The sequence below is a fragment of the Pseudomonas sp. NBRC 100443 genome, assembly GCF_030268185.1.
Taxonomy (GTDB): Bacteria; Pseudomonadota; Gammaproteobacteria; order Pseudomonadales; family Pseudomonadaceae; genus Pseudomonas; species Pseudomonas citronellolis.
Genome location: NZ_BSQE01000018.1, coordinates 37452 through 63305, shown reverse-complemented (window position 1 = coordinate 63305; position 25854 = coordinate 37452). Strand labels below are relative to the sequence as shown.

19 protein-coding genes are annotated in these 25854 nt (G+C 68.6%); 12 read left to right on the top strand and 7 right to left on the bottom strand.

The annotated features are described in order from the left end of the window. Positions 1-28 precede the first annotated feature (28 nt). Positions 29-1519 carry a polyphosphate:AMP phosphotransferase gene (gene pap / locus QSJ95_RS22260; RefSeq protein ID WP_009620467.1) on the top strand — a complete coding sequence of 497 codons (1491 nt, stop codon included), beginning with the start codon at positions 29-31 and terminating at the stop codon, positions 1517-1519. Positions 1520-1530: 11 nt separating this feature from the next. Continuing rightward, positions 1531-1863, top strand: a complete 333-nt coding sequence (locus QSJ95_RS22255; RefSeq protein ID WP_043271016.1) for a hypothetical protein — start codon at positions 1531-1533, stop codon at positions 1861-1863. 213 nt (positions 1864-2076) lie between these two features. On the opposite strand, the gene lapD is transcribed toward QSJ95_RS22255, so the two are convergent. From lapD to QSJ95_RS22235, 4 genes are all read right to left on the bottom strand, one after another. After that, positions 2077-4026, bottom strand: a complete 1950-nt coding sequence (gene lapD, locus QSJ95_RS22250; protein WP_285645357.1) for a cyclic di-GMP receptor LapD — start codon at positions 4024-4026, stop codon at positions 2077-2079. Between the two features lie 9 nt (positions 4027-4035). Further along, positions 4036-4737, bottom strand: a complete 702-nt coding sequence (gene lapG, locus QSJ95_RS22245; RefSeq protein ID WP_285645355.1) for a cysteine protease LapG — start codon at positions 4735-4737, stop codon at positions 4036-4038. A 62-nt stretch (positions 4738-4799) separates the two neighbouring features. Beyond that, entirely contained in the window at positions 4800-5201 is a 402-nt protein-coding gene (locus QSJ95_RS22240; protein WP_009620458.1) for a YbaN family protein, read from the bottom strand. A gap of 10 nt (positions 5202-5211) precedes the next feature. Continuing rightward, complete coding sequence (locus tag QSJ95_RS22235) at positions 5212-5799, bottom strand: UPF0149 family protein (RefSeq protein WP_043271008.1); 588 nt, start codon at positions 5797-5799, stop codon at positions 5212-5214. 1071 nt (positions 5800-6870) lie between these two features. Between QSJ95_RS22235 and recQ the strand changes: the two genes are divergently transcribed. The 5 genes from recQ to QSJ95_RS22210 all read left to right on the top strand — a co-directional run bounded on the left by recQ (position 6871) and on the right by QSJ95_RS22210 (position 14297). Continuing rightward, positions 6871-9015, top strand: coding sequence for a DNA helicase RecQ (gene recQ / locus QSJ95_RS22230; protein WP_269962613.1), 2145 nt, complete (start codon positions 6871-6873; stop codon positions 9013-9015). A gap of 125 nt (positions 9016-9140) precedes the next feature. After that, positions 9141-10298: a GGDEF domain-containing protein gene (locus QSJ95_RS22225; protein WP_269962614.1), complete on the top strand. Its 1158-nt coding sequence runs from the start codon at positions 9141-9143 to the stop codon at positions 10296-10298. 93 nt (positions 10299-10391) lie between these two features. Beyond that, entirely contained in the window at positions 10392-11408 is a 1017-nt protein-coding gene (locus tag QSJ95_RS22220) for a DUF2804 domain-containing protein (protein ID WP_285645349.1), read from the top strand. A gap of 94 nt (positions 11409-11502) precedes the next feature. After that, positions 11503-11937, top strand: coding sequence for a transcriptional regulator SlyA (gene slyA, locus QSJ95_RS22215; protein WP_009620445.1), 435 nt, complete (start codon positions 11503-11505; stop codon positions 11935-11937). A gap of 281 nt (positions 11938-12218) precedes the next feature. After that, positions 12219-14297, top strand: a complete 2079-nt coding sequence (locus QSJ95_RS22210; RefSeq protein WP_285645346.1) for a motility hub landmark protein FimV — start codon at positions 12219-12221, stop codon at positions 14295-14297. 707 nt (positions 14298-15004) lie between these two features. Here the strand turns inward: QSJ95_RS22210 and QSJ95_RS22205 are convergent. Next, positions 15005-17191, bottom strand: coding sequence for a patatin-like phospholipase family protein (locus QSJ95_RS22205; RefSeq protein ID WP_009620441.1), 2187 nt, complete (start codon positions 17189-17191; stop codon positions 15005-15007). Positions 17192-17257: 66 nt separating this feature from the next. Between QSJ95_RS22205 and QSJ95_RS22200 the strand changes: the two genes are divergently transcribed. Together QSJ95_RS22200 and rfaD are read left to right on the top strand one after the other, a co-directional pair. After that, positions 17258-17542 carry an Rdx family protein gene (locus QSJ95_RS22200; protein ID WP_009620440.1) on the top strand — a complete coding sequence of 95 codons (285 nt, stop codon included), beginning with the start codon at positions 17258-17260 and terminating at the stop codon, positions 17540-17542. Between the two features lie 109 nt (positions 17543-17651). Next, positions 17652-18647 (top strand): ADP-glyceromanno-heptose 6-epimerase, encoded by a 996-nt coding sequence (rfaD, locus tag QSJ95_RS22195; protein WP_009620438.1) that lies wholly within the window; start codon positions 17652-17654, stop codon positions 18645-18647. Positions 18648-18654: 7 nt separating this feature from the next. Here rfaD and QSJ95_RS22190 read toward each other — a convergent pair whose 3' ends face one another. Both QSJ95_RS22190 and QSJ95_RS22185 read right to left on the bottom strand, forming a co-directional pair. Continuing rightward, positions 18655-19377, bottom strand: a complete 723-nt coding sequence (locus QSJ95_RS22190; protein ID WP_009620436.1) for a FadR/GntR family transcriptional regulator — start codon at positions 19375-19377, stop codon at positions 18655-18657. A gap of 89 nt (positions 19378-19466) precedes the next feature. Beyond that, complete coding sequence (locus QSJ95_RS22185; protein ID WP_009620434.1) at positions 19467-21200, bottom strand: IlvD/Edd family dehydratase; 1734 nt, start codon at positions 21198-21200, stop codon at positions 19467-19469. A 188-nt stretch (positions 21201-21388) separates the two neighbouring features. Between QSJ95_RS22185 and QSJ95_RS22180 the strand changes: the two genes are divergently transcribed. The 3 genes from QSJ95_RS22180 to QSJ95_RS22170 all read left to right on the top strand — a co-directional run bounded on the left by QSJ95_RS22180 (position 21389) and on the right by QSJ95_RS22170 (position 25431). After that, positions 21389-22693: an MFS transporter gene (locus tag QSJ95_RS22180; RefSeq protein ID WP_009620433.1), complete on the top strand. Its 1305-nt coding sequence runs from the start codon at positions 21389-21391 to the stop codon at positions 22691-22693. A 28-nt stretch (positions 22694-22721) separates the two neighbouring features. Further along, positions 22722-23714, top strand: a complete 993-nt coding sequence (araD1, locus tag QSJ95_RS22175) for an AraD1 family protein (protein ID WP_009620432.1) — start codon at positions 22722-22724, stop codon at positions 23712-23714. A 145-nt stretch (positions 23715-23859) separates the two neighbouring features. Then, positions 23860-25431, top strand: a complete 1572-nt coding sequence (locus QSJ95_RS22170; protein WP_285645343.1) for an aldehyde dehydrogenase (NADP(+)) — start codon at positions 23860-23862, stop codon at positions 25429-25431. Positions 25432-25854 lie beyond the last annotated feature (423 nt).

The following is a 25854-nucleotide window of genomic DNA, read 5'->3' as shown; positions in this document are numbered from 1 at the left end:
AATGCAACCCGCAGTCAGGAGGCAGTGCATGTTCGAGTCCGCCGAGATCGGCCATTCCATCGACAAGGAAACCTACGAAAGGGAAGTCATAGAGCTGCGCGAAGCCTTGCTGGAGGCCCAGTACGAGCTCAAGCGGCAGGCGCGGTTCCCGGTGATCATCCTGATCAACGGCATCGAGGGGGCCGGTAAGGGCGAGACGGTCAAGCTGCTCAACGAGTGGATGGACCCGCGGCTGATCCAGGTGGACAGCTTCCTCTGGCCCACCGACGAGGAACTCGCCCGCCCGCCGCAGTGGCGCTTCTGGCGGCGCCTGCCGCCCAAGGGGCGCACGGCGATCTTCTTCGGCAACTGGTACAGCCAGATGCTCCACGCTCGGGTCAACGGCGACATCAAGAGCAGCCGCCTGGACGTGGCCATCGACGCCGCCGAGCGTTTCGAGCGCATGCTCTGCGACGAGGGCGCGTTGATCTTCAAGTTCTGGTTCCACCTGTCCAAGAAGCAGCTCAAGGAGCGCCTGAAGACACTGGAGAAGGACCCCCAGCGCTCCTGGCAACTGAGCGAGATCGACTGGCTGCAGAGCGAGGTCTACGACAAGTTCGTGCGCTACGGCGAACGCGTGCTGCGCCGCACCAGCCGCGACTACGCGCCCTGGTACATCGTCGAAGGCGCGGACGAGCGCTACCGCAGCCTGACCGTCGGCCGCACCATCCTCGAAGGCCTGCAGGCGGCGCTCGACGTCAAGGACCGGCCGCGCCGGCAGCCCCATGCCGCGCCGCTGGTGGCCAGCCTGGACAACCGCGGCCTGCTCGACAGCCTCGACCTGAGCCTGGCGCTGAGCAAGGACCAGTACAAGACGCAACTGGCCCGGGAGCAGGCGCGCCTGGCCACGCTGATCCGCGACAAGCGCTTCCGCCAGCATTCGCTGCTGGCCGTGTTCGAGGGCAACGACGCCGCCGGCAAGGGCGGCGCCATCCGCCGCGTCACCGACGCCCTGGACCCGCGCCAGTACCACATCGTGCCCATCGCCGCGCCCACCGAGGAGGAGCGCGCCCAGCCCTACCTGTGGCGCTTCTGGCGGCACATGCCGGCGCGCCGGCAGTTCACCATCTTCGACCGTTCCTGGTACGGCCGGGTGCTGGTGGAGCGCGTCGAGGGCTTCTGCCCGCCGGCCGACTGGCTGCGCGCCTATTCGGAGATCAACGACTTCGAGGAGCAACTGGTGGAGTTCGGCATAGTGGTGGTGAAGTTCTGGCTGGCCATCGACAAGGACACCCAGTACGAGCGCTTCAAGGAGCGCGAGAGCATTCCCTTCAAGCGCTACAAGATCACCGAGGAAGACTGGCGCAACCGCGACAAGTGGGACCAGTACGTCGACGCGGTGGGCGACATGGTGGACCGCACCAGCACCGAGATCGCGCCCTGGACCCTGGTCGAGGCCAACGACAAGCGCTTCGCCCGGGTGAAGGTGCTACGCACCCTCAACGATGCGCTGGAGGCGGCGTTCGACAAGGACAAGTGAAGGAGACGGCGATGGTCTACGTGCAGCGCGATGAGAACGGCCGCCTGGTGCGGGTCGAACGCGAACCCTTCGCCGGCGGCCAGGGCGCCCCGGCCGACGACCCCGAGGTGCTGGCCTGGATGAGCGGCGCCCTGGATGCGCGCCTGCAGTCCCTGCAGCGCTCGGACCTGGAGCTGGTGCGGGTGATCGAGGACCTGGTCGGCGTACTGGTGGGCCGCGGCCTGATCCGCTACACCGACCTGCCCGAAGCGGCCCGGCGCAAGCTGGAGGACCGCGCTACTACCCGCGCGGGGCTGGATGGGTTGGGGGCTTTGGTGGAGGAGGAGGATGAGCGGTTGTTCTGAGGGTGGTGAATCCAATCGCGGACAGAGTCTCCTACAGCATGAACGAGCATGGCTTTTCGTAGGATGGTGTTGAGCGAAGCGATACCCATCAGCGCAACCGCATGGGTTTCGCAAGCTCAACCCATCCTACGAAGAGCGCCCTCGGCGCAGACAGTTGCTCCTACGTCCGTGCGCCCCTGTAACCGCGGACTCTGTCCGCGATTCGGCGCCCCTCTACCCCCCCTCACCCCAGGGCACCGGCGCCCCGACCAACCGCCCCATCGCCCCCTTGATCCCCATCTCGCGCAACACCCGCAGTTCCCCCTCGCTCTCCACCATCTCCGCGATCAGCGGCAGGTCGATGCTGTTGGTGGCGCGGAACACCGCCTCGATGAACAGGCGCTTGGCCTGGTCCTGGTCGATGGCGCGGATGTAGCTGCCGTCGAGCTTCAGGTAGGCCAGGCCCAGATGGGTGAGGTTGCCGATCAGGCTGAAGCGCCCGCCGAAATGCTGCAGGCCGAGGCTGGCGCCGGTTTCGCGCACGGCCTGGCCGAGTTGTTCCAGTTCGGCCGGCGGCGGCAGGTAGCGCTCGTCCAGTTCCAGAGTCAGCAGGGCGGCCTGCTGCGGGTTGGCCTTGATGGCTTCGAGCAGTTGCCGCAGCGCCCGGGGCTCGCGCACGCTGGCGGCCGAGAGGCTCAGCGCCACGGGTTCGGGGTGCCGGGCCAGGTGGGCCAGGGCGTGTTCGAGCATGGCCCGGTCCAGGCGGGCCGCCCAGCCGAAGCGCTCCACCCAGGGCAGGAACTGTCCGGCGGCTACTGCCTGGCCCTGCGGGTCGAGCAGGCGCGCCAGCAGCTTCTGCTGCAGCAGGGCGCCGTCGGCGCAGGCGCGTACCGGCTGGAACCACAGTTGCAACTGGCTCTTCTGCAGCGCGCTGTCGATCCAGGCGTGCCAGGCATGGCTGTCCTGGGCCGGCTGGCCATTGGATTCGTCCAGGCGCTGCCAGGGCCGTTCGGCGTTGGCCTGGGCGCTGGCCAGGGCCTGGTCGGCGCGGGCCAGGACGCTGGCCGCCGCTTCCCCCGGGCGGAACGCGGCCAGGCCCAGGTGCGCCACCGGCTGGACGTCGCTGGCGCCGGTGCGCTGGAGGCTTTCCAGCTGGTCGCTGAGGGCTTCGGCCAGGCGCTCGGCGCCGCTGCCGTCCAGCCCCGGGGCGAGCAGGGTGAATTCGCCGCCACGGCTGCGCGCCGCCAGCCAGTCGGGCTTGCCGTGCTGGGCCTGGGCGCCCTGCAGCAGGCCGGCGACTTCGCGGATCAGCGCGTCGGTGCGCTGGCCGCCCAGGCGCTGGTTGAGCCCGGCCAGGTCGTTCAGGCGCAGCAGCAGCAGGTAGCCGGCGGCGCTCTGCTCGCCGGGGGTCAGCTGGGCTTCCAGGCGGGCGTCGAACAGGCGGCGGTTGGCCAGGCCGGAAAGGCTGTCCTGGTAGGCCTCCTCGCGCAGCTTCTCGCTGCGCGAGGCCTCCTCGGCGAACAGCGCCTTGAGCTTCTCGACCATCTGGTTCATCGCCTGCACCACCCGGCGCAGTTCCGGGGTACGCGGCTCGCGGGGCAGGGTGAGGAATTCGCGGCGGGTGATGGCCCGGGCCTGTTGCACCATTTGCTCCAGCGGCCGCAACTGGGTGCGCAGCAGCCAGCCGCCGAGGATCGCGCTGACCACCCCGCAACCGAGCAGCCAGGCCAGGCTGCCCAGGGCGCTGTCCCACAGCCGCGCCAGGGCGAACTGCGGGTGGCTGACCACCTCGACCCGCGCCGCCTGCTCCCAGCCGCGCATGATCAGGGCGTCGCCGCCTTCGGCCTTGAGGTTGACCAGGCGGGCGAACCAGCCGGGCACCTCGCCGTTGCCCGGGGCGGCCTTGCGTTCCACCAGCACCTGGCCGTCGGCGATGCGCACCACGCGGATGCTGGCGAAGTAGCCGCTGTCGAAGATGGAGCTGACCATCAGTTCGATCATCGCCGGGTCGTCGACGTGGGGCGTCAGCGACAGGCCCAGGGCGGTGGCGGCGTCCTGGGCGTGGGAGCGCAACTGGCTTATGAGCTGCTCGCGGGAACTCTCCAGGCTGGTGGCGAAGCTGCCGGCGAAGGCCACCACCAGGAACAGGCAGATGGCCAGGAAGAGTTGCTTGAGTAGCGACATGCATGCCTCCTAGCGCGTCTCGTCGAGGATCAGCCCCTCGCCGCGCATCTTGGTCAACAGGTCCTGCCAGCGCGACAGCTGCTTGCTGCTGCCGCTGCGCTTGCCGCCGCCGGGGCCGGGCAACCACAGCCCCTCGGCGTTGAAGGCGTAGACCGGGAGCAGGTCCTGGCGCTGCGAGGCGGGGCGGATCTGCGGGATGAGGTTGTCGAGTACCAGCGGCTCGGCGTCGGGGCTGGCGTACCAGGTCAGCACCATGTGCGCCTGGTTCAGGCGCAACGCCTTGACGTAGGTGATGCGCAGCTTGTCGCTGGGGATGCCGAGCTGGCGCAGGGTGACGTACTTGGCGATGGCGTAGTCCTCGCAGTCGCCGGCGCCCTTGTACAGGGCCTCGACGGGCGTCGCCCAGTAGTCTTCCTGGCCCCACACGCTGCGGTCGTCGCGGAACGCCAGGCTGGCGTTGAAGAAGTCGTTGGCGGCCTTGAGCTTGCCGGCCTCGTCCTGGCCCCGGGCGCTTTGCAGCAGCTCGCCCCAGTCGCGGATGCGCTGGCGCGCCGGGCCCAGGTCGCCCCAGCGTTGCTCGGCCTTGCGCAGGATGGCGTCGAAGTCCCACTGCGCCTGGATGCCCAGGGCCAGGACGAGGAGCAGCGCCAGGCCGGCCCGGAGGTGGGGCAGGCAGACGAACAGCCGACGGGCTCCTCGCAATGGCTGCATCGCCAGTGCTCCAGGGGGGATGTGGCAAGTCTAGGCGCTGTTCGCCGGCTGTCGATGCCGCCTCAGAGACGGCGGGTCTTCACCTTCAGCAGGATGTACAGGCTGACCAGCACCGCGCTGGCGAGCATGAACACCCGGGCCCAGAGGTGCGGGACCAGGTAGCAGGAGAAGCCGATGCTGATCCACATCAGCCCCACGGTGTAGAGCTTGCCCTTGAGCGGGATGCCGTTGCCTTCCAGGTAGTCGCCGATCCACGGGCCCAGCCTGGGGTGGCTCACCAGCCAGTCGTAGAAGCGCTGCGAACTGCGCATGAAGCAGGCCGCGGCGAGCAGCAGGAAGGGCGTGGTGGGCAGCAGCGGCAGGAAGATCCCGGCCACGCCGAGCGCCACGCTGAGCCAGCCGACGGCCAGCAGCAGGTAGCGCACCCAGGCGTGGCGGCTATGGCGGATTTCCCGCGTTGCCATAGGCGCCGGATCAGTGTTGGCGGGGCTTGAGCAGCGCCGGCTTCTCTTCCGGGGCCTGGCAGAGCAGGAACAGGTTGGTCAGCAGCTCGGGAATCTGCGCGACCATGTCGTCCACCAGGTGGCGGTCGCGGGCGATCTCGTCGAACTCCGGCTGCTCGTCGAACAGCCCGGAACCGACCATGATCGGCAGCAGCAGCTCGCTGACTTCTTCCTCGGCCTGCTCGAACCACACGGCCTCGCGCAGGAACACGCCTTCCATGAAGCCGATGCACCAACCGCGGATGTCGGAGTCGTCCGGCTCGTCGCCCAGGTAGGGCTCGCAGGGCAGCTCCAGCTCCTCGTCGCCGGCCAGCTGGCGGGTGATGTGCGCCTTGAGCAGCAGCAGGCTGCCCTCGATTTCCTCGCGCTCGGCGTCGCTGCGGTAGTGCGGCGGCTCGGCGAAGAGCGCGTCGATCCACTCGCGGTCGGGCACCTGGTCGGGGCAGATCGCCAAGGCGGTCAGGTAGCCGTGGGCCGCGACATAGTCCAAGGCTTCCTCGTGCAGGTCGTCGGCATCGAGAAAGGCTTGCAGGCGGGCCAGTTGGTCGGCGAAGGACATCGGTTACTACCTCGGCGGGGATGCGGGCCTGAATTGTAGTCTTTCCGCGGCTCGCGGGCCAGCCACGGGGCTTGGTGGCCGGCGTAGGGTTCTGCTTTTCGGGAGCGAGCTTGCTCGCGAACCTTGCCCCACTCCTCAACTCAACCTCGTCATTCCCGCGAACGCGGGACGCGGCTCCATCGCGAACAGCGCTCGTGCTGGCCTGAAGGGGAATAACCCAGCTGCCTTGGCTTGGGTGTTTCTGCGTCGCTCCGAGTTTGCCCGACCGTCTTGTTTCGCCCCCCCGGGCGAGTCCCTTTTGTCAAACGCCACAAAAGTAACCAAAAAGGCTTGCCCCGACATACGGGCCCGATGAAGCCGGGCTACCCTCACGAACTCCCCCGCCACGGAGGCCCGCCCCGAGGGTACGTCCCTGTAGCCCATCGGGGCTCTCGCGACATCCATGTCGCATGACCTCCTGAGCGGGGGTTTCGTTCGGCCTTCTGAAGGGGCGTTCCGGTGCGCTCGGATGTTTCATCGTAGGGCGGATAACGCCTACGGCGTTATCCGCCGAATCGCGGACGGAGTCCGCTCCTACGCCTGAACCTTAGGCGTAACTGTCTTGCGCCGAGGTGCTCTTCGTAGGATGGGTTGAGCTTGCGAAACCCATGCGGTGGCGGCGATGGGTATCGCTTCGCTCAACCCATCCTACGGGATTGCCTTGCCGGCCACGCCGTGGGGCTCTTCGTAGGAGCGGACCCTGTTCGCGATAGCCGGACATATCGGCGCGATTCGCGGGTGAGAGCCGCTCCTACGCCGCCCACCCGCACCATTCCCATGTAGGAGCGCGCCCTGCGCGCGAAATCGCGGGCAGGGCCCGCTCCTACAGTTCCGGGAAGGCCGGGCGTAGGAGCGGACTCTGTCCGCGATTGGATTCTCCGGCCACGCCGGACGCCCCGGTGGCACGAACGGCGCTCTCTTCCGTCAGGGAGAGGCGCTCTAATAGAGCAGGTGCCTCCAATCCATTGCGACGGCTGACCCACCCCCATCGCCCCGCTTGCGTATAATGCCCGGCTCGAAACGGAGTCCCCCATGCTCGACCAGGCTCAGCGCATCCTCAAAGACGTATTCGGCTACGACGCCTTCCGCGGCAACCAGGCTCGCATCATCGAACGCGTGGCCAGCGGCGGCGACGCCCTGGTGCTGATGCCCACCGGCGGCGGCAAGTCGCTGTGCTTCCAGGTCCCGGCGCTGCTGCGCGAGGGCCTGACGGTGGTGGTCTCGCCGCTGATCGCGCTGATGGAGGACCAGGTCGCCACCCTCGACGAGCTGGGCGTGCCGGTCGCCGCGCTGAATTCCTCGCTCAGCCCCGAGGCGCAGCGCGACATCGCCGCGCGCCTGCAGCGCGGCGAGATCAAACTGCTCTACCTCGCCCCGGAGCGCCTGGTGCAGCCGCGCATGCTGGACTTCCTGCAGCGCCTGAACGTCGGCCTGTTCGCCATCGACGAGGCGCACTGCGTGTCGCAGTGGGGCCACGACTTCCGCCCGGAATACCTGCAGCTGGGCCAGCTCGCCGAACTGTTCCCCGACGTGCCGCGCATCGCCCTGACCGCCACGGCGGACATGCGCACCCGCGAGGAGATGATCCAGCGCCTGCACCTGCAGAACGCCGAGCAGTTCCTCTCCAGCTTCGACCGGCCGAACATCTTCTACCGCATCGTGCCCAAGGAGCAGCCGCGCAAGCAACTGCTGGGCTTCCTCGCCGAGCGCCGCGGCGACGCCGGCATCGTCTACTGCCTGTCGCGCAAGAAGGTCGAGGAGGTCGCCGAGTTCCTCTCCAACCAGGGCTTCCCGGCGCTGCCGTACCACGCCGGGCTGTCCAACGAGCTGCGCGCCTTCCACCAGAAGCGCTTCCTCAACGAGGAAGGGCTGATCATGGTGGCGACCATCGCCTTCGGCATGGGCATCGACAAGCCCAACGTGCGTTTCGTCGCCCACCTCGACCTGCCCAAGAGCCTGGAGGCCTACTACCAGGAAACCGGCCGCGCCGGCCGCGACGGCCTGCCGGCGGACGCCTGGATGGCCTACGGCCTGCAGGACGTGCTGCTGCTGCGGCAGATGATGCAGAACTCCGAGGGCGACGAGCGCCACAAGCGCGTCGAACGGCACAAGCTCGAAGCCATGCTGGCCCTGTGCGAGGAGCCGCGCTGCCGGCGCCAGGCGCTGCTGGCCTACTTCGACGAGGTCATGCCCAACCCCTGCGGGCATTGCGACAACTGCGTCGACGGCGTCGAGACCTGGGACGCCACCGAGCCCGCGCGCCAGGCGCTGTCGGCCATCTACCGCAGCGGCCAGCGCTACGGCGTCGGCCACCTGGTGGACATCCTGATGGGCAAGGAAACCGAGAAGGTGCGCAGCCTCGGCCACCAGCACCTGGCGGTGTTCGGCATCGGCAAGGGCCGCCCCGAGGACGAGTGGCGCACCCTGTTCCGCCAGTTGGTGGCGCGCGGCCTGGCCGACGTCGACCTCGACGGCTACGGCAGCCTGCGCCTGACCGAGGCCTGCCGGCCGCTGCTGCGTGGCGAGGAGACGCTGGCCCTGCGCCGCGATCCCAAGCCGCAGCGCAGCAAGTCCCCGTCCTCCGGCGGCGCCAGCCCGGCCAGCCAGCTGGTGCGCCAGGAAGAGCGCGAGATGTGGGAAGCGCTGCGCACCCTGCGGCGCAAGCTGGCGCAGGAGCATTCGGTGCCGCCCTACGTCATCTTCCCCGACGCCACCCTGCTGGAAATGCTGCGCAGCCAGCCGACCACGCTCACCGCCATGGCCCAGGTCAGCGGCGTCGGCGCGCGCAAGCTGGAGCGCTACGGCCAGGCCTTCCTCGACGTGCTCACCGAGTCCGAGGCGGCGCCCGCCACGCCGGCGCCGGTGGTCGACCTTAGCCACGAACTGGTCAGCCTGGCCCGCGCCGGCATGACCCCGGCGCAGATCGCCCGCCAGCTCGATTGCAGCGAGAAGAACGTCTACAACCTGTTGGCCGAGGCCATTGCCGCGCAGCAGCTGAGCCTGGAACAGGCCCTGGACCTGCCCGAGGAGCTGCTGGCCGAAGTGCAGGACGCCTTCCTCGAAGAGGACGGCGAGCTGCCGCCGGTAGCGGCTCTGGCCGGGCGCTTCGAGGGCCGCGTGCCGCAGGGCGTGCTGCATTGCGTGCGCGCCGCGCTGCAGGCCGAACTGGAAGTCTGAGACCGGCGCCGGCCATGCTGGCGCTCTGATGGCTGACAGAAAAGTGGCGTTTCGAGGCGACAAACTTGTGACGCGCTTCGCAACGGGCTAAGGTGTGCCCAAGACCTCCACCAGAAGAGGCGGACGTGCCACACCATGCCTGGCTCGACGACGTGCGCGCCAACCCCTACGCCGAACAGCTCGCCCGCGGTTTCCGCCGCCTGCGCTTCGACGCGCCCGTGGAAGGCGAGTACCGCGCCTACCTGCTGGAAGACAACTTCGCCCTCAAGTGCAGCGCCCTCGGCTTCGCCGTGCTGGCCTGGCTGGCGCTGGCGGCCATCGACCTGCTGCTGATCCCGGGGCCGGAGCACTGGAGCATGCTCGCCGTGCGTGCCGCGGTGCTGGTGCTGCTGGTGGTCTGCGGCGGGCTGATCCTGCAACGGCGCTTCGTGCGCCTGGTGGTGCCGCTGAGCCTCGCCTGCATCCTCGCCGTGGGCATCGGCGCCGCCGTGGTGGTGGGCATCGCCCACCGCGTCGACCCCGGCTATCCCTACGAGGGCCTGCTGCTGGTCAGCATGGCCGCCTACTTCCTGGTCGGCCTGCGCTTTTCCGAGGCGCTGGGCTCGGCCTCGCTGATCCTCCTGGCCTACCTGGGCTGCGAGCTCTACGCCGGCCTGGCGCCGGCCAAGCTGCTGAACAACCTGGTGTTCCTGCTGCTGGGCAACCTGGTCGGCGCGGTGGGCTGCTACCTGCTGGAGTACAAGTCCCGCGAGCACTTCCTGGTCAGCCGGCTGATGCGCCAGATGGCCGACCACGACGCCCTCACCGGCCTGCACAACCGGCGCAGCTTCGACCGCCAGCTGGGGCGCCTGTGGCGCCAGGCCCAGCGCGACGGCACGCCGCTGTCGCTGCTGCTCTGCGACGTCGACCACTTCAAGGCCTACAACGACCGCTACGGCCACCAGGCCGGCGACGAGGTGCTGCGCAGCATAGGCAGGGCCCTGGCGGCCAGCGCGCGGCGGCCGCTGGACATGGCCGTGCGCCTGGGCGGCGAGGAGTTCGCCGTGCTGCTCTACGGCACCGACCTGGACGAGGCCCGGCAGCGCGCCGAGGTGCTGCGCCAGGCGGTGCAGAGCCTGGGCATCAGCCACGAGGGTTCGAGCACCGCCGCGGAGGTGACGCTGTCCATCGGCGTTTCCTGCCTGCAACCCGGCGCCGCCTCGGCCCTGCAGGCGATCTACGCCCACGCCGACCGCGCCCTCTACGAGGCCAAGGCGTTCGGCCGCAACCAGGTGGTGGCCTGACCCATTCGGTCCCCCGTCCTGGCGCCGCCGGTGACTGCGCCCGCCGGCACGCCGGTGCTAGGATGCCGCCGACCCCGCAGCCGAGCGCCCGCCATGCAGCGACTGATCCAGGCCAACGGCCAGCCCCACTACGGGGTATTCGCCGATACCCCGCAGGACGTCAACCACCGCGACTTCGACTACCGCTCGCCCATGGGGCGCAAGCTGGGCGCGCTGAGCAAGTGGCGCAACTTCCACCAGTTCCAGTACTTCGGCCTGATCAGCCCGCAACTGATCGGCGGCTGCGCCCTGGCCGAACTGAGCCTGGTGGCCGTCGGCTTCGTCTACCTCTACGAGCCGCGCAGCGGGCGCATGCTCGAACGTCGCTTCAAATGCCCGCTGGGCCTGGGCACGCGCTTCTCGCAGCGCCCGGACGACGGCGCCTGCGAACTGCGCCAGGGGCGCAACCGGCTGCGCCTGGAGAACTCTGCCGGGCCGCTGCGCAAGCGCCTGTTGGTGGAACTGGACGACGGCACGCGCATCGACGCCTGTTTCGACGAGGCTGAACCGGCCTTCCAGCCCATGAGCCTGTGCACGCCCGCGGCGGTGAACGGCTGGGTATACGCACGCAAGGTCGCCGGGGTGCGCTGCGAGGGCCAGGTGCGCAGCGCCTTGGGCGATTTCGACCTGCGCGCCATCGACGCCTTCGCCCACCACGACTGGTCGGCCGGCTACATGCGCCGCGAGACCTTCTGGAACTGGGCCTGCCTGTCCGGCGAAGCGCAGGGGAGGCGGGTGGGGCTGAACCTGTCGTGCGGGGTCAACGAGACCAGCTTCACCGAGAACTGCTTCTGGCTCGACGGCGAGCTGTGCAAGGTCGACAGCGTGCGTTTCGAGTTCGACCGCGACCGGGAGCTGGGCCCCTGGCGCATCCGCTCCTTCGACGGCCAGGTGGACCTCACCTTCGAGGCCCGCGGCCTGCACCGCGAGCGCCTGAACCTGGGCCTGCTGGCGAGCAACTTCAAGCAGATCTTCGGGCGCTTCCGCGGCGAGCTGTGCCCCCATGGCCGCGCGCCGCTGGTCATCGACGACCTCTGGGGCTTCGTCGAGGACCAGTACGCCAAATGGTGAACGGGTAAAGCCCTGCGACAAAATGTCATTGTACGGGCTTGATTAGCCGACTAATAATTAGCCAAATCAATTAGCCTGAAACTGCTGCAGCACAATGACAGATAAAGACAAGCACTACTTCGGCACCCAACTGGCCCAGGCCTCGCGTGCATGGCGCGCCGAACTCGACCGCCGCCTCAGCCACCTGGGGCTTTCCCAGGCCCGTTGGCTGGTGCTGTTGCACCTGGCGCGCAATTCCGGCATCCCCACCCAGCGCGAGCTCGCGCAATCGGTCGGCGTCGAAGGCCCGACCCTCGCGCGCCTGCTCGACGGCCTCGAATCCCAGGGCCTGGTGCGCCGCCAGGCGGTGGCCGAGGACCGCCGCGCCAAGCGCATCTGCCTGACGCCCAAGGCCGACGTGCTGATCGCCGACATCGAGAACATCGCCGCCAGCGTACGCAATGACGTATTGGCCGGCATCGATGAGTCGGACATAGCAATCTGTCAGAAAATCCTCTCCCGCATCCTCTCCAACCTGGAAAAGAACTGAGCGATTCTTCACACTTTTTCGAGTAGAATTGCCAAACTTCTGACGGCTCCTACGGGGGCCGTCATCCGTTCGGAGTGGTACCCAGACCTTTCGCCGGGTTTCCGACGAATTGTCTTGACCTAGACGGGGCCTGCGCCTAATCGTGATAGCAATGAGCCTTTATGGCGTTGCCGGGCCAACCCACGTCCCGGATGGGCGTCTATATTGCATGGACAGCACGACCGATCGCACAGCGAGGTCAAGGATGGCCTGCAGACCTGGACACAACTGGGATGGGACCTATGGCTCGACTCACTCGCTTGCCGCTGGCAATGGCCGTACTCTCGGCACTCATGACTTCCCAGGCCCATGCTCTGGGGCTCGGCGACATCACCGTGCGCTCGGCGCTGAACCAGCCGCTGGATGCGGAGATCGAACTGCTGCAGCCCGGCGACCTGAGCAGTGACGAACTCATCGCCCGCCTGGCCGACATGGCCACCTTCGAGCGCATGGGCGTGGACCGCACCGCCTTCCTGCAGAACCTGCGCTTCACCCCGGTGATCCGTAACGGTCGCGGTTACATCCGTGTGGTTTCCACCCAGCCGGTGCATGAGCCCTACCTGAATTTCCTCCTCGAACTGGAGCGTCCCAACGGCCGCCTGCTGCGCGAGTACACACTGCTGATCGACCCGCCGGGCTATGCCGATGGCAGCTATGCCCAGAGCGCTCCCACGCGCGGCGCCGACAGCGGATCGGCAGCCAGCCGCCCGGCCAAGCGCAGTACGGCAGCGCGCCCGGCACCCGTTCCAAGCGTGCCCGTCGCCGCGGGCGAGGGGCGCTACACCACTGCCGCGGGCGACACCCTGTGGAGCATCTCCGGCCGCCTGGGCGCCAAGGGCGCCGCCCGCCAGGCGCTGATGACCCAGCTGCAGCAGCTCAACCCGCAGGCGTTCATCGGCGGCAACCCGCACCGCCTGCGCCTCGGCTACCAGTTGGTGCTGCCCGCCGGCCAGGCCGCGCCTGCGGCTGCCACGAACACCGCTGCCGCCGCGCCGACCAGCGCCGCGCCTGCCGCGCCGGCGCCGAGCGAGGCGACTGTGGCCCAGGCCCAGGGGCAACTGGCTGGCCTGACCGCCGAGCGCGAGCGCCTGAACCAGCGCATGGACACCCTGCAACAGCAGCTCGACACCCTGCAGAAGGCCCTGGAAAGCCGCGACCAGCAGGTGCAGAGCCTGCAGGCCGAGCTGGCCCGGCGCCAGGCCGAGCAAGCGGCCGCGCCGGCCAGCGCTCAGGTGCCTGAAGCCGCGCCTGCCGCACCCGTGGCTGCACCGGCTGCTGCGCCTGCGCCGACGGCGGAAGCCGCCAAGCCGGCGCCCCAGGCGCCCGCCGCGCAGGATGAAGAAAACGCTTCCCTGAGCCGCTATTGGCCGTGGGCCGCCCTGGCAGCCCTGGTGCTGGCCCTGGGCCTGGTCTACAAGCGCCGGCGCAAGCCCAGCGGCGACGAGCCGCCCCAGGCGCAGCCCGAGGCCGTCAGCCTGCCGCCGCTGGCGCCGGCCCGCCCGGCAGCACCGGCCAGGCCGGTGGTGGCTTCCGCCGTCGAGCCGCTGGCCAGCGTCAACGAAGCCTCCCTGGCACGGCTGCCGGCGGCCAGCAGCGACAGCCTGGAAGGGGCGAACATCTACATCGCCTACGGCCGCTTCGGCCAGGCCCGTGACATGCTGGTCAAGTCCGTCGCCGCCGAACCGCAGCGCCGCGACCTGCGTCTGAAGCTGCTGCTGGTGCTCGCCGAGCTCGGCGACCGGACCGCCTTCCACGAGCAGGAGCGGGCGTTGCAGGCGATGGGCGGCGACCAGAAGCAGATCGACCAGCTCAAGGCCCGCTACCCCGCCATGCTCGAGCGCGAAGACGAGCAGGCCATCAGCGACGGCCTCGGCGAATGGGACGGGCTGGAACTGGGCGACATCGGCGAGCACCCCGCGCCGGCACAGCCGCCGCTGAGCGACGCCGGCGACCTGAACCTGGGCGAACTGTCCCTGGACCTGGACTGGAACAGCCTGGACGCCTTCGATTCGCCCAAGGGCTCGCCGGCCAAGGGCGGCAAGGACCACACCGACGATCTGCTGAAGGATTTCCGCAGCAACCTGCGCGAGTTGCCCGAAGTCACCGAGTTCGACCTGGACGACGAACAGGCCGGCGCCTTCGGCCTGCCGAGCCGTTCCGGCGGCGAGCAGGACAAGTTGCTGGCCAGCCTCGACCAGGCCCGTGCCTGCATCGACCGCGGCGACCTCGACGAGGCCTACCGGATCCTTGAGCAGGTGTTGCAGAAGGGCGACAAGCAGGAACAGGAAGAGGCCCGCGAGCTGTTGGCGCGGATTGCCTGAAGCATCCTGAGTCATCCGGAGCCCGGCCTTGTGCCGGGCTTTTTGTTGCCTGAAGCCGGTGAGGCTCGGCGCTCGGGCTTTCCCCTCACCCCAGCCCTCTCCCGGAGGGAGAGGGGGCAGTACGTGCCGGCTGGGAGTGAGGTTTCAGCCGGAGAATCCTTACTCTCCGGCTAACTCCAATCTCCCCGAGCACACCGAACGGTCCCCTCTCCCTCCGGGAGAGGGTTAGGGTGAGGGAGCCGCAGGCCTGCTCCCTCAATCCCGAGGGGAATGGCGCGGGGGAGCAACTGTCTTGCAGGCCACGCCGGAGGGCTCTTCGTAGGAGCGAGCCGTGCCCGCTCGTACGGTAGGAGCGGATCTCATCCGCGAATCGCGCTGGGATGTCCGGCTATCGCGGACAAGGTCCGCTCCTACAGGGGAAGGAATACCGTGCCTCCCGGCGACCTGTAGGAGCGGGCCCTGCCCGCGATATCGCGCGCAGGGCGCGCTCCTACACCACCACACACCCCGTAGGATGGGTTGAGCGAAGCGATACCCATCACTGTGGCCGCATGGGTTTCGCAGGCTCAACCCATCCTACGAAGAGCGCCCTGGCGCAGTCGGCAAGACAGTCGCTCCTACACCCGCGTCCGACCGTAGGGCGAATAACCGTTCGCGGTTATCCGCCGCCAGCCGGAACACCTGCGCCCGAGGACGGCAGGGCTCCCTCAGAAATTCCGCCCCAGGTTCAGGTACACCGCATGCTCGTCGGCATCGTTGAGCCCATAGCTGAACGACAACGGCCCCAGCGGCGTCTCGAAGCCGAGCATGATGCTCATGGCGTTGATATAGCCGGTGTCGTAGCTGTTGTCGTTGTTCCACACCCGCCCGCGTTCCAGGCTGCCGCCGAGGTAGAAGGGGAAGTCCAGGGGCAGGAACGAACGCTCGGTCATGCGTCGGTAGTAGATCACCCGGCCGAGGCTGTAGTTCTGCCCGGCCAGGGCGTCCTGGCGGAAGCCGGAGAGCTCGCGCGCGCCGCCGAGCAGGAAGCTCGACACCACCACCTCGGCGTCGTCCAGGGTGCGCCCGTAGCCGCCGCCGAGTACCCAGGTGTTCGGCCCGCTGCTCAAGGCCTTGTCCAGGCGCAGTTCCCACTGGCGGTAGCGGTCGTCGTCGCCCAGCGACGGCGTGTGCTCGCGGTAGCTGGCCTGGATGTCCTCGCCCTCGCGGGGGAAGTCGACGTTGTCCATGGTGTCGAAGGAGTACTTCAGCTCGGCGTAGCCTTCGTTGAAGTGGAAGTCCGGCAGGTCCTGCTGGCCCACGCGCACGTCGGCCTTGCCGAAGGCCTGGGCCACGCCCAGGCGGATCTCGCCGTTGTTGGCGATCTGCCGGCCGAGGTTGAGGCCGTAGCCGTAGCGCTCCAGGCGGTATTCGGCGATGGGGTCGTCGTTGTCGGTGGCCTCGACGTTGCGCGCCTCGTTGAACAGGTAGGGCGCCACGAAGTAGCGCGAGCCGGCGTCCAGCGGCTGGTAGAACTCGCTGTAGAGTTCCTGCTGGTCGCCGATCTGCAGGCGCGTCAGCCATTCCGCGCCCAGGCGGTTGATGCCGTTGACGCGGTAGCTGGCGCCGACGTTGAAGGTGCTGTCGCCGCGCAGGTCGTCCGACAGGTTCAGGCCCAGGCGCAGGTAGTCGGTGCCGCTGCGCTTGCCCAGGGCATGGATGACCAGGGCGTTGCCGTCCTTCTCGCGGACCACGCGGTACTGCACCTGGTCGAAGTAGTCCAGGCCGTAGAGGGTGCTCATGTCGCTCTGCAGGCGCTCCAGGTCCAGCGGCTGGCCCAGCGGCTGGCGGATGTAGTGGCGGATCACCTCGTCGCCGACCTTGGAGTCGTTCTCCACGCGGATGCTGCCGATCACCGGGGTGCGCTCGTCCGGCGTGCGCGCCTCGGCCAGGGCCACGGCCTCCTGGTCGCGGGGCTTGCGCAGGGCGGCCAGGCGCGTGGCGAGGATGCTGGTAGCGCGGTAGCCGGCGTCGATCAGCTGCGGCACGCGGCCGAAGTCGGTGGAGCTGTAGCCGCTGAGCGGCGGCTGGATGAGCACGTCGTCGGGCTTGAGGGTGGCCAGCTGCGCCTCGGAATTCTTGCGCGTCATCAGGGTGACCGACTGGTTGAGCATGTCCACCACCGTCGTCAGTTGCTTGCGCTCCAGCAGCGGGTTGCCGATGTCGACCACGATGACCACGTCGACGCCCATCCTGCGCGCCACGTCCACCGGGATGTTGTCGACCATGCCGCCGTCCACCAGCAGCTTGCCGTCGACCTCCACCGGGGCGAACACCGCCGGGATCGACATGCTGGCGCGGATCGCCTGGGGCAGGTGGCCGCGGTCGAACACCACCTTCTCGCCGGTGGCGATGTCGGTGGCCACGGCGCGGAAGGGGATGGCCAGCTTGTCGAAGTCGCGGGTACCGCTGGTGTGCACCAGCAGGCTTTCCAGGAGCATGGTCAGGTTCTGCCCCTGGATGGCGCCCAGTGGCAGGCCGAGGGAGCCGTCGTCGCGGAAGCTGAGCTTCTGCTTGACCAGGAAGTCGCGGTCGTCCTGCTTGCGCCGGAAGGGCACGTCCACCCGCGGCGGCGAGTCGGACAGCGCCTGCTGCCAGTCCAGGCCGAGGGCGATGCGCTCCAGCTCCTTGGGCGTGTAGCCGGCGGCGTAGAGCCCGCCGACCACCGCGCCCATGCTGGTCCCGGCGATGGCGTCGATGTGGATGCCCTGTTCGTCCAGGGCCTTGAGCACGCCGATGTGGGCCAGGCCGCGGGCGGCGCCGCCGGACAGCACCAGGCCGATCTTCGGCGGGTGCCCGGCGGCGAGGGTGGACAGCGGAAGGAACAGCAGCAGGGCGAACAGCAGGCGGCGCATGGGGCGGGGTCCGATCGGGCTTCCAGGCGGCTATTATAGGCATCCCAGAGCAGGAGCCCGGTCGCCATGAGCCAGCCCAGAGCGGAAATCGTCATCACCTATTGCACCCAGTGCCAGTGGCTGCTGCGCGCCGCCTGGCTGGCCCAGGAACTGCTCAGCACCTTCGCCGACGACCTCGCCCGGGTGAGCCTGGAGCCCGGCACCGGCGGGGTGTTCCGCATCACCTGCGACGGCGAGCAGATCTGGGAGCGCAAGGCCGACGGCGGCTTCCCCGAGGCCAAGGTGCTCAAGCAGCGGGTCCGCGACCGCATCGACCCGCAGCGCGACCTGGGGCACAACGACCGGCCGTGAGTCGGGTGTTTCGTTAGTGAGCTATCTTTTCCTGCCTTATATCAAAGGCTGCCGGCGTCGCGCGCAATAGCCTGTGGGCAACTCATTCTCCCCAGGGGAGGGTTGCCACATGAGCATCATCGTCACCGGGGCGGCCGGCTTCATCGGCAGCAACCTCGTCAAGGCGCTGAACCGGCGTGGTGAAACCGACATCATCGCGGTCGACGACCTGACCGAGGGCGACAAGGTCCGCAACCTGGCCGACTGCGACATCGCCGACTACCTGGACAAGCGCGACTTCGTCGAACGCTACGCCCGCGGCGGCTTCGGCGTGGTCCGCGCGCTGTTCCACCAGGGCGCCTGCTCCAGCACCCTGGAAGGCGACGGCCGCTACCTGATGGACAACAACTACCGCTACAGTTGCGACCTGCTGGAAGCCAGCCTGAAGCTCGGCGTACCGTTCATCTACGCCTCCTCGGCGGCGGTGTATGGCGCCGGCCGCGACTTCCGCGAGCTGCGCGAGTACGAGCGGCCGCTGAACGCCTACGGCTACTCCAAGTTCCTCTTCGACCAGCGCGTGCGCCGCGCCCTGCCGCAGGCGCGCAGCCAGATCGTCGGGCTGCGCTACTTCAACGTCTACGGCCCGCGGGAGCAGCACAAGGGGCGCATGGCCTCAGTGGCCTTCCACTGCTTCGAGCAGTTCCGCGCCAGCGGCAAGGTGCAACTGTTCGGCGAATACGGCGACTACCTGGCCGGCGGCCACCTGCGCGACTTCGTCTACGTGGACGACGTGGCGCGGGTCAACCTGCACTTCCTCGACAACCCCGGCCGCAGCGGCATCTTCAACCTCGGCAGCGGCCGCGCCCAGCCCTTCAACGACGTGGCCCTGGCAGTGATCAACAGCCTGCGCGCGCAGCAGGACCAACAGCCGCTGGACCTGCAGCAGGCCATCGCCCAGGGCCTGCTGGAATACATCGAATTCCCCGACAGCCTGCGCGGCAAGTACCAGTGCTACACCTGCGCCGACATCGCCTTCCTCCACGAGGCCGGCTACCGCGCGCCCATGCTGGGCGTGGAGGAGGGGGTGGAGCGTTATTGCCGGTGGTTGCTGGAACAGGCCGCCTGAGGCCCGCTCAGGCGGTGGGGTCCTGGCCGAGCACCTTGCCCAGCGCCACCCGGGCGTCTTCCAGCTGCACCAGCGAGGCGTGCCGTGCGCCCAGGGCGTCGTGGTTCTTGATCGCGGTGAGTATCGCCTTGTGCCGCGGCAGCGCCAGCTCGTGGAAGTTGGGGCGCTGGTTGGAATAGCGCATCGATTCCCTCAACGCCAGCGACAGCATGTTGCACAGGTAGGCCAGCAGGTCGTTGTGGGTGGCGTCGGCGATGCGCGTGTGGAAGTCCAGGTCCGGCTGCAGACGTTCCTCGTGGGTGCGCGCCGCCTCCATGCGTTGGTAGGCCTCTTCTATGGCCTCCAGGTCTTCCTCGCTGGCGTTGGTCGCGGCCAGGGCCGCGGCGGCCGGCTCGATGACCCAGCGCACGCTGGATAGGGTGCTGAAGAACTCCTGCTGCGGGGTGCACTGCATCAGCCAGTGCAGCACATCCGGGTCGAGCATGTGCCAGTCGCGCTTGGGCCGCACCAGGGTGCCCAGACGGGGCCGCGCGTAGATCAGGCCCTTGGCCGTGAGCACGCGCATGGCCTCGCGGAACACCGGACGGCTGACCGCGTACTCCTCGCACAGGCTGGCTTCGGAAGGCAGCTTCTGCTCGGGCTGCAGCCGGCCGGAAACGATCTGCATACCCAGGTCCTGGACCAGGGTGGCATGCATGCTCTTGCGCGGTTTGGGCTTGCGGTAGTCCATGTGCTCGGGCGGCGATCCATGAGGGCTGGGCGCCGCATCATAGCATCGCCGCCGGCACTGGCGCCCGGCCTGCGCCGGGAGCCCCGGCTTCAGTGGGAGTGGCGGGGCACGGCGCTGCCGCGGCAGCCGACCAGGAAGTCGAAGTCGCAACCTTCGTCGGCCTGCATCACATGGTCCACGTAGAGCCGCGCGTAGCCGCCGCTGATCAGCCTCGGTGGCGGTTGCAGGTCGGCCAGGCGAGCGGCGAGTTCCTCGTCGGGGATGTCCAGGTGCAGGCGGCCCTGGTGGCAATCCAGCTCGATCCAGTCGCCCTCGCGGACCACCGCCAGCGGGCCGCCGGCGGCGGCCTCCGGGGCGACGTGGAGGACCACGGTGCCGTAGGCGGTGCCGCTCATGCGCGCGTCGGAGATACGCACCATGTCGGTCACGCCCTGGGCCAGCAGCTTGGCCGGCAGGCCCATGTTGCCGACCTCGGCCATGCCCGGGTAGCCCTTGGGCCCGCAGTGCTTCATCACCAGTACCGAGCTGGCGTCCACCTCCAGCTGCGGGTCGTTGATCCGTGCCTTGTAGTCCTCGAAATTCTCGAACACTACCGCGCGGCCGCGGTGGCGCATCAGTTCGGGGGTGGCCGCCGAGGGCTTGAGCACCGCGCCCTTGGGCGCCAGGTTGCCGCGCAGCACGCAGATGCCGCCATCGGCCACCAGCGGCTTGTCGATCGGGCGGATCACCTCCTCGTCATACAGAGGCGCCTCGCGGCAGTTGTCCCATAGCGCCTTGCCGTTGGCGGTGAGTGCGGCGGGATGGGGAAGCAGGCCGTTCTCGCCGAGGCGGCGGATCACCGCGGGCAGGCCGCCGGCGTAGTAGAACTCCTCCATCAGGAAGCGCCCGGAAGGTTGCAGGTCGACCAGGGTCGGGGTGCTGCGGCCGACGCGGGTCCAGTCGTCCAGTTGCAGGTCCACACCAATGCGCCCGGCGATGGCCTTGAGGTGGATCACCGCGTTGGTCGAGCCGCCGATGGCGGCGTTGACGCGGATAGCGTTCTCGAAGGCCTCGCGGGTGAGGATCTTCGACAGCCGCAGGTCCTCGTGGACCATGTCGACGATGCGCATGCCGGACAGGTGGGCCAGCACGTAGCGGCGCGAGTCCACCGCCGGTATGGCGGCGTTGTGCGGTAGCGAGGTGCCCAGCGCCTCGGCCATGCAGGCCATGGTGGAGGCGGTGCCCATGGTGTTGCAGGTGCCGGCCGAGCGCGACATGCCGGCCTCGGCGGAAAGGAATTCGTTGAGGTCGATCTGCCCGGCCTTATAGGCCTCGTGCATCTGCCAGACGATGGTGCCGGCGCCGATGTCGCGGCCCTTGTGCTTGCCGTTGAGCATGGGCCCGCCGGTGACCACGATGGCCGGCACGTCGCAGCTGGCGGCGCCCATCAGCAGGGCGGGAGTGGTCTTGTCGCAGCCGGTGAGCAGCACCACGGCGTCCACCGGGTTGCCACGGATGGCTTCCTCCACGTCCATGCTCGCCAGGTTGCGGGTGAGCATGGCGGTGGGGCGCAGGTTCGATTCGCCGTTGGAGAACACCGGGAACTCCACCGGGAAGCCGCCGGCTTCCAGCACGCCTTTCTTCACGTGCTCGGCGATCTTGCGGAAGTGCGCGTTGCAGGGAGTCAGCTCGGACCAGGTGTTGCAGATGCCGATGATCGGCTTGCCCTGGAACTCGTGGTCCGGGATGCCCTGGTTCTTCATCCAGCTGCGGTACATGAAGCCGTTCTTGTCGGCGGTGCCGAACCACTGGGCGGAGCGCAGGACGGTTTTTTTGTCAGGCATGGGATAGGTGCTCTTATTGTATTACTAATTTGTCGGTGTTTCGGCAATCTACTGCGTGATTTGCGCTTTGTGAAGGGTTGTTGTGATTAATAGTAATACTATATAGTCGATTCTACCGAGCTGAAGGCCTGCCAGAAATGCCTCGGCCGTGCGCAGTTCCCATTACAAGAACAATCGGAGTCCCCGCCATGATTCAGGAACAGCGGCTCGTCCGCCGGATCACGCTGAAACTCATTCCCTTCCTGGTGCTGCTGTACCTGGTCGCCTACGTGGACCGTTCCGCCGTCGGTTTCGCCAAGCTGCACATGGGGGCCGACGTGGGCATCGGCGACGCCGCCTACGGCTTCGGCGCCGGTCTCTTCTTCATCGGCTATTTCCTCTTCGAAGTACCCAGCAACCTGTTGCTCGACCGCTTCGGCGCACGCCGCTGGTTCGCCCGCATCCTGATCACCTGGGGCGCCATCACCATCGGCATGGCCTTCGTCAGCGGGCCCAACAGCTTCTACGTGATGCGTTTCCTGCTCGGCGCCGCCGAGGCCGGCTTCTTCCCCGGGGTGCTGTACTACATCACCCAGTGGTACCCGGTGCGCCACCGCGGCAAGATCCTCGGCTTCTTCATCCTTTCCCAGCCGCTAGCGATGCTGGTGACCGGGCCGCTGTCCGGCGCACTGCTGGGGCTCGACGGTCACTTCGGGCTGCATGGCTGGCAATGGCTGTTCATCTGCATCGGCACGCCGGCGGTGCTGCTCGCCTGGCCGACCCTGCGCCTGCTGCCGGACGGCCCGGACAAGGTGCGCTGGCTGAGCGAACCCGAGCGTGCCTGGCTCAAGGAGCAGTTGCAGAACGACCTGCGCGAGTTCGGCCAGACCCGCCACGGCAACCCGCTGCACGCCCTGAAGGACCGCCGTGTGCTGCTGCTGGCGCTGTACTACCTGCCGGTGACCCTGAGCATCTACGGCCTGGGCCTGTGGCTGCCGACGCTGATCCACCAGTTCGGCGGCAGCGACCTGGTCACCGGCTTCGTCTCGGCGGTGCCCTACCTGTTCGGCATCATCGGCCTGCTGGTGGTGCCGCGCAGCTCCGACCGCCTCAACGACCGCTATGGCCACCTCGGCGCGCTCTACGCCCTGGGCGCCCTGGGCCTGTTCCTCAGTGCCTGGCTGAGCGTGCCGGTGCTGCAACTGGCGGCGCTATGCCTGGTGGCTTTCGCGCTGTTCTCCTGCACGGCGGTGTTCTGGACCCTGCCGGGACGCTTCTTCTCCGGCGCCAGCGCGGCGGCCGGCATCGCGCTGATCAACTCCATCGGCAACCTCGGTGGCTACCTGGGCCCGTTCGGCATAGGCGCGCTGAAGGCGTACACCGGGAACCTGGCCTCGGGCCTGTACTTCCTGTCGATGGTGATGCTGCTGGGCCTGGTGCTCACCGGCGTCGTATACAGCCGCCTGGAGCGGCGCCAGCGCGAAGGCGCGGCGCTGGCCGGCAGTTCCCGTTGAACCCGACAACCGACAAGCGAGCAAGAGCATGCGACTGATCCAATTCGAAACCGCCGCCGGCGAACGCCGGGTCGGCGTGGTGGAGGGCCGGCGCGCCCTCGAGGTCCAGGACGCCAGCAGCGTACGTGTCCTGGCCCTGGCAGCCATCGAGGCCGGCCGGGACCTGACCGGCGAAATCCTGGCCAGGGGCCAGGGCGAAGCCCACGACTACCCGGCGCTGCTGCGCGAGGGGCGCGTCCTGCCGCCGCTGGACCACGAGGACCCGGCGCACTGCCTGGTCACCGGCACCGGCCTGACCCACCTGGGCAGCGCCGCCACCCGCGACAAGATGCACCAGCAACAGGCCGAGGCGGCTGCCGTCACCGACAGCATGCGCATGTTCCAGTGGGGTGTGGAGGGCGGCCGCCCGCCTGCCGGCCAGGCTGGTGCGCAGCCGGAATGGTTCTACAAGGGCGACGGCGGCATAGTCGTGCGCCCCGGCGCCGCGCTGCCGCTGCCGGATTTCGCCGAGGATGCCGGCGAGGAGCCGGAACTGGTCGGCCTCTACGTCGTTGGCCCTGATGCGCGGCCCTACCGTGTGGGCTTCGCCCTGGGCAACGAGTTTTCCGACCACGTGATGGAGCGCCGCAACTACCTGTACCTGGCGCATTCCAAGCTGCGCTTCTGCAGCTACGGCCCGGAGCTGCGCCTGGGCGAACTGCCGCGCCACCTGGAGGGCAGCAGCCGCATCCTGCGCGACGGCCAGGTGCTGTGGGAGAAACCCTTCCTCTGCGGCGAGGAAAACATGTGCCACAGCCTGGAGAACCTGGAGTTCCACCACTTCAAGTATGCGCAGTTCCTGCGCCCGGGCGATGTCCACGTGCATTACTTCGGCACCGCCACCCTGTCGTTCGCCGACGGCGTGCAGGCGCGCCCCGGCGACGTCTTCGAGGTCAGTCTGGGCGAGTTCGGCGAGCCCCTGCGCAATGGCATCGCTCCGGCCGCCGAGACTCCGCGGCCGGGGCTCGTCCGGGCGCTCTGAGCGCCCACCCCCCGCGCGTCGGCCAGGCGCCTATCCGGGGCCTGCAGCGCGGCTTCCGCCACGGCCCCAGGTCCGACCCGCCCCCCAGGGGCCATGCGGGCCCACGAGGCCCGGCAGTTTTTTCCGTAGAACCAGGAGACCCTCCATGTTCGGACACAACTTCATCGGCGGCGCACGCACCGCCCAGGGCAACCTGACCCTGCAAAGCCTCGACGCCAGCACCGGCGAGGCGCTGCCCTACAGCTTCCACCAGGCCACCCCGGAAGAGGTGGACGCCGCCGCGCTCGCCGCCGAAGCGGCCTTCCCGGCCTACCGCGCGCTGCCCGACGCGCGCCGCGCCGAATTCCTCGACGCCATCGCCGCCGAACTGGATGCCCTGGGCGAAGACTTCATTGCCATCGTCTGCCGCGAGACCGCCTTGCCGGCGGCGCGTATCCAGGGCGAGCGCGCTCGCACCAGCAACCAGCTGCGCCTGTTCGCCCAGGTGCTGCGCCGCGGCGACTACCACGGCGCGCGCATCGACCGCGCGCTGCCGGAACGCCAGCCGCTGCCGCGTCCGGACCTGCGCCAGTGCCGCATCGGCGTCGGCCCGGTGGCGGTGTTCGGCGCCAGCAACTTCCCGCTGGCGTTCTCCACCGCCGGCGGCGACACCGCAGCGGCGCTGGCCGCCGGTTGCCCGGTGGTGTTCAAGGCCCACAGCGGACACATGGCGACCGCCGAGCACGTCGCTTCGGCCATCGTCCGCGCGGCGCAGGCCACCGGCATGCCGGCCGGGGTGTTCAACATGATCTACGGCGGCGGCGTCGGCGAGCGGTTGGTCAAGCACCCGGCGATCCAGGCCGTCGGCTTCACCGGCTCGCTCAAGGGCGGACGCGCGCTGTGTGATCTGGCCGCGGCCCGGCCGCAGCCGATCCCGGTGTTCGCCGAGATGAGCAGCATCAACCCGGTGCTGGCGCTGCCGGCGGCGTTGGCCGCGCGTGGCGAGCAGGTGGCTGCGGACCTGGCCGCCTCGGTGGTGCTGGGCTGCGGGCAGTTCTGCACCAACCCCGGCATGGTGATCGGCATCGCCTCGGCCGAGTTCTCCGCCTTCGTCGCCAGCCTAACCGGGCGCATGGCCGACCAGCCGGCGCAGACCATGCTCAACGCCGGCACCCTGAAGAGCTACGAACGCGGCATCGCCGCCCTGCACGCGCACGCCGGCATCCGCCACCTGGCCGGCCAGCCGCAAAAAGGCCGCCAGGCGTTGCCACAGCTGTTCCAGGCCGACGCGCGCCTGCTGATAGAGGGGGACGAACTGCTGCAGGAGGAGGTCTTCGGGCCGGTCACCGTGGTCGTCGAAGTGGCCGATGCCGCCGAGCTGCAGCGTGCCTTGCAGGGGCTGCGCGGCCAGCTCACCGCGACCCTGATCGCCGAGCCGGAGGACCTCTCGTGCTTCGCCGCCCTGGTGCCCCTGCTCGAGCGCAAGGCCGGGCGCCTACTGCTCAACGGCTACCCGACCGGCGTGGAAGTCTGCGACGCCATGGTCCACGGCGGCCCCTATCCGGCCACCTCGGACGCCCGCGGCACCTCGGTGGGCACCCTGGCCATCGACCGCTTCCTGCGCCCGGTGTGCTACCAGAACTACCCTGACGCACTGTTGCCCCCCGCCCTCAAGGACGCCAACCCGCTGGGCATCGCCCGCCTGGTGGACGGCGTCGCTAGCCGCGAGCCCCTCTAGCCGCCCCGACATCGGCTGCATCGCCCGCGCCGGCGGGCGATGTATCGGTTGTTTTGCCTGGTACGGGTAGCTGTTGCCGTACCCGGTGTCGGCCGTCGCAAACTTTGCTTAAGACGCCCCTGCACGCCATGTGATTTATGACTGTTCGGCACATGGGGTGGTAAGGGGAGTGCTGCCCGGGTTTTGTTCATTTCTCTATTGGCTGCGGGATTCTTCCTGAGGCTAGGTTTTGTCCGCGTAATTGATTGCCTTGTGTTAGTTATCGTCGTGGGTGACTGACCGAGGAGGTGAACGTGGCAATCCATGGATATCTGCGTAAGGCAGGCAGCAGCGGCGAAGCGAAGAAAGGTACGTATCGAGGTTGGGTCAGGGAAGCTGGTCGAGCGAATGGCGTGGCAAGCAAGACCGATGCATAGGGAGTGT

Excerpts from the sequence above, each read along its gene's own strand:
- pap (WP_009620467.1), top strand. The coding sequence starts at position 29 with ATGTTCGAGTCCGCCGAGATCGGCCATTCCATCGACAAGGAAACCTAC.
- QSJ95_RS22255 (WP_043271016.1), top strand. The coding sequence starts at position 1,531 with ATGGTCTACGTGCAGCGCGATGAGAACGGCCGCCTGGTGCGGGTCGAA.
- lapD (WP_285645357.1), bottom strand. The coding sequence starts at position 4,026 with ATGTCGCTACTCAAGCAACTCTTCCTGGCCATCTGCCTGTTCCTGGTG.
- lapG (WP_285645355.1), bottom strand. The coding sequence starts at position 4,737 with ATGCAGCCATTGCGAGGAGCCCGTCGGCTGTTCGTCTGCCTGCCCCAC.
- QSJ95_RS22240 (WP_009620458.1), bottom strand. The coding sequence starts at position 5,201 with ATGGCAACGCGGGAAATCCGCCATAGCCGCCACGCCTGGGTGCGCTAC.
- QSJ95_RS22235 (WP_043271008.1), bottom strand. The coding sequence starts at position 5,799 with ATGTCCTTCGCCGACCAACTGGCCCGCCTGCAAGCCTTTCTCGATGCC.
- recQ (WP_269962613.1), top strand. The coding sequence starts at position 6,871 with ATGCTCGACCAGGCTCAGCGCATCCTCAAAGACGTATTCGGCTACGAC.
- QSJ95_RS22220 (WP_285645349.1), top strand. The coding sequence starts at position 10,392 with ATGCAGCGACTGATCCAGGCCAACGGCCAGCCCCACTACGGGGTATTC.
- slyA (WP_009620445.1), top strand. The coding sequence starts at position 11,503 with ATGACAGATAAAGACAAGCACTACTTCGGCACCCAACTGGCCCAGGCC.
- QSJ95_RS22210 (WP_285645346.1), top strand. The coding sequence starts at position 12,219 with ATGGCTCGACTCACTCGCTTGCCGCTGGCAATGGCCGTACTCTCGGCA.
- QSJ95_RS22205 (WP_009620441.1), bottom strand. The coding sequence starts at position 17,191 with ATGCGCCGCCTGCTGTTCGCCCTGCTGCTGTTCCTTCCGCTGTCCACC.
- QSJ95_RS22200 (WP_009620440.1), top strand. The coding sequence starts at position 17,258 with ATGAGCCAGCCCAGAGCGGAAATCGTCATCACCTATTGCACCCAGTGC.
- rfaD (WP_009620438.1), top strand. The coding sequence starts at position 17,652 with ATGAGCATCATCGTCACCGGGGCGGCCGGCTTCATCGGCAGCAACCTC.
- QSJ95_RS22190 (WP_009620436.1), bottom strand. The coding sequence starts at position 19,377 with ATGGACTACCGCAAGCCCAAACCGCGCAAGAGCATGCATGCCACCCTG.
- QSJ95_RS22185 (WP_009620434.1), bottom strand. The coding sequence starts at position 21,200 with ATGCCTGACAAAAAAACCGTCCTGCGCTCCGCCCAGTGGTTCGGCACC.
- QSJ95_RS22180 (WP_009620433.1), top strand. The coding sequence starts at position 21,389 with ATGATTCAGGAACAGCGGCTCGTCCGCCGGATCACGCTGAAACTCATT.
- araD1 (WP_009620432.1), top strand. The coding sequence starts at position 22,722 with ATGCGACTGATCCAATTCGAAACCGCCGCCGGCGAACGCCGGGTCGGC.
- QSJ95_RS22170 (WP_285645343.1), top strand. The coding sequence starts at position 23,860 with ATGTTCGGACACAACTTCATCGGCGGCGCACGCACCGCCCAGGGCAAC.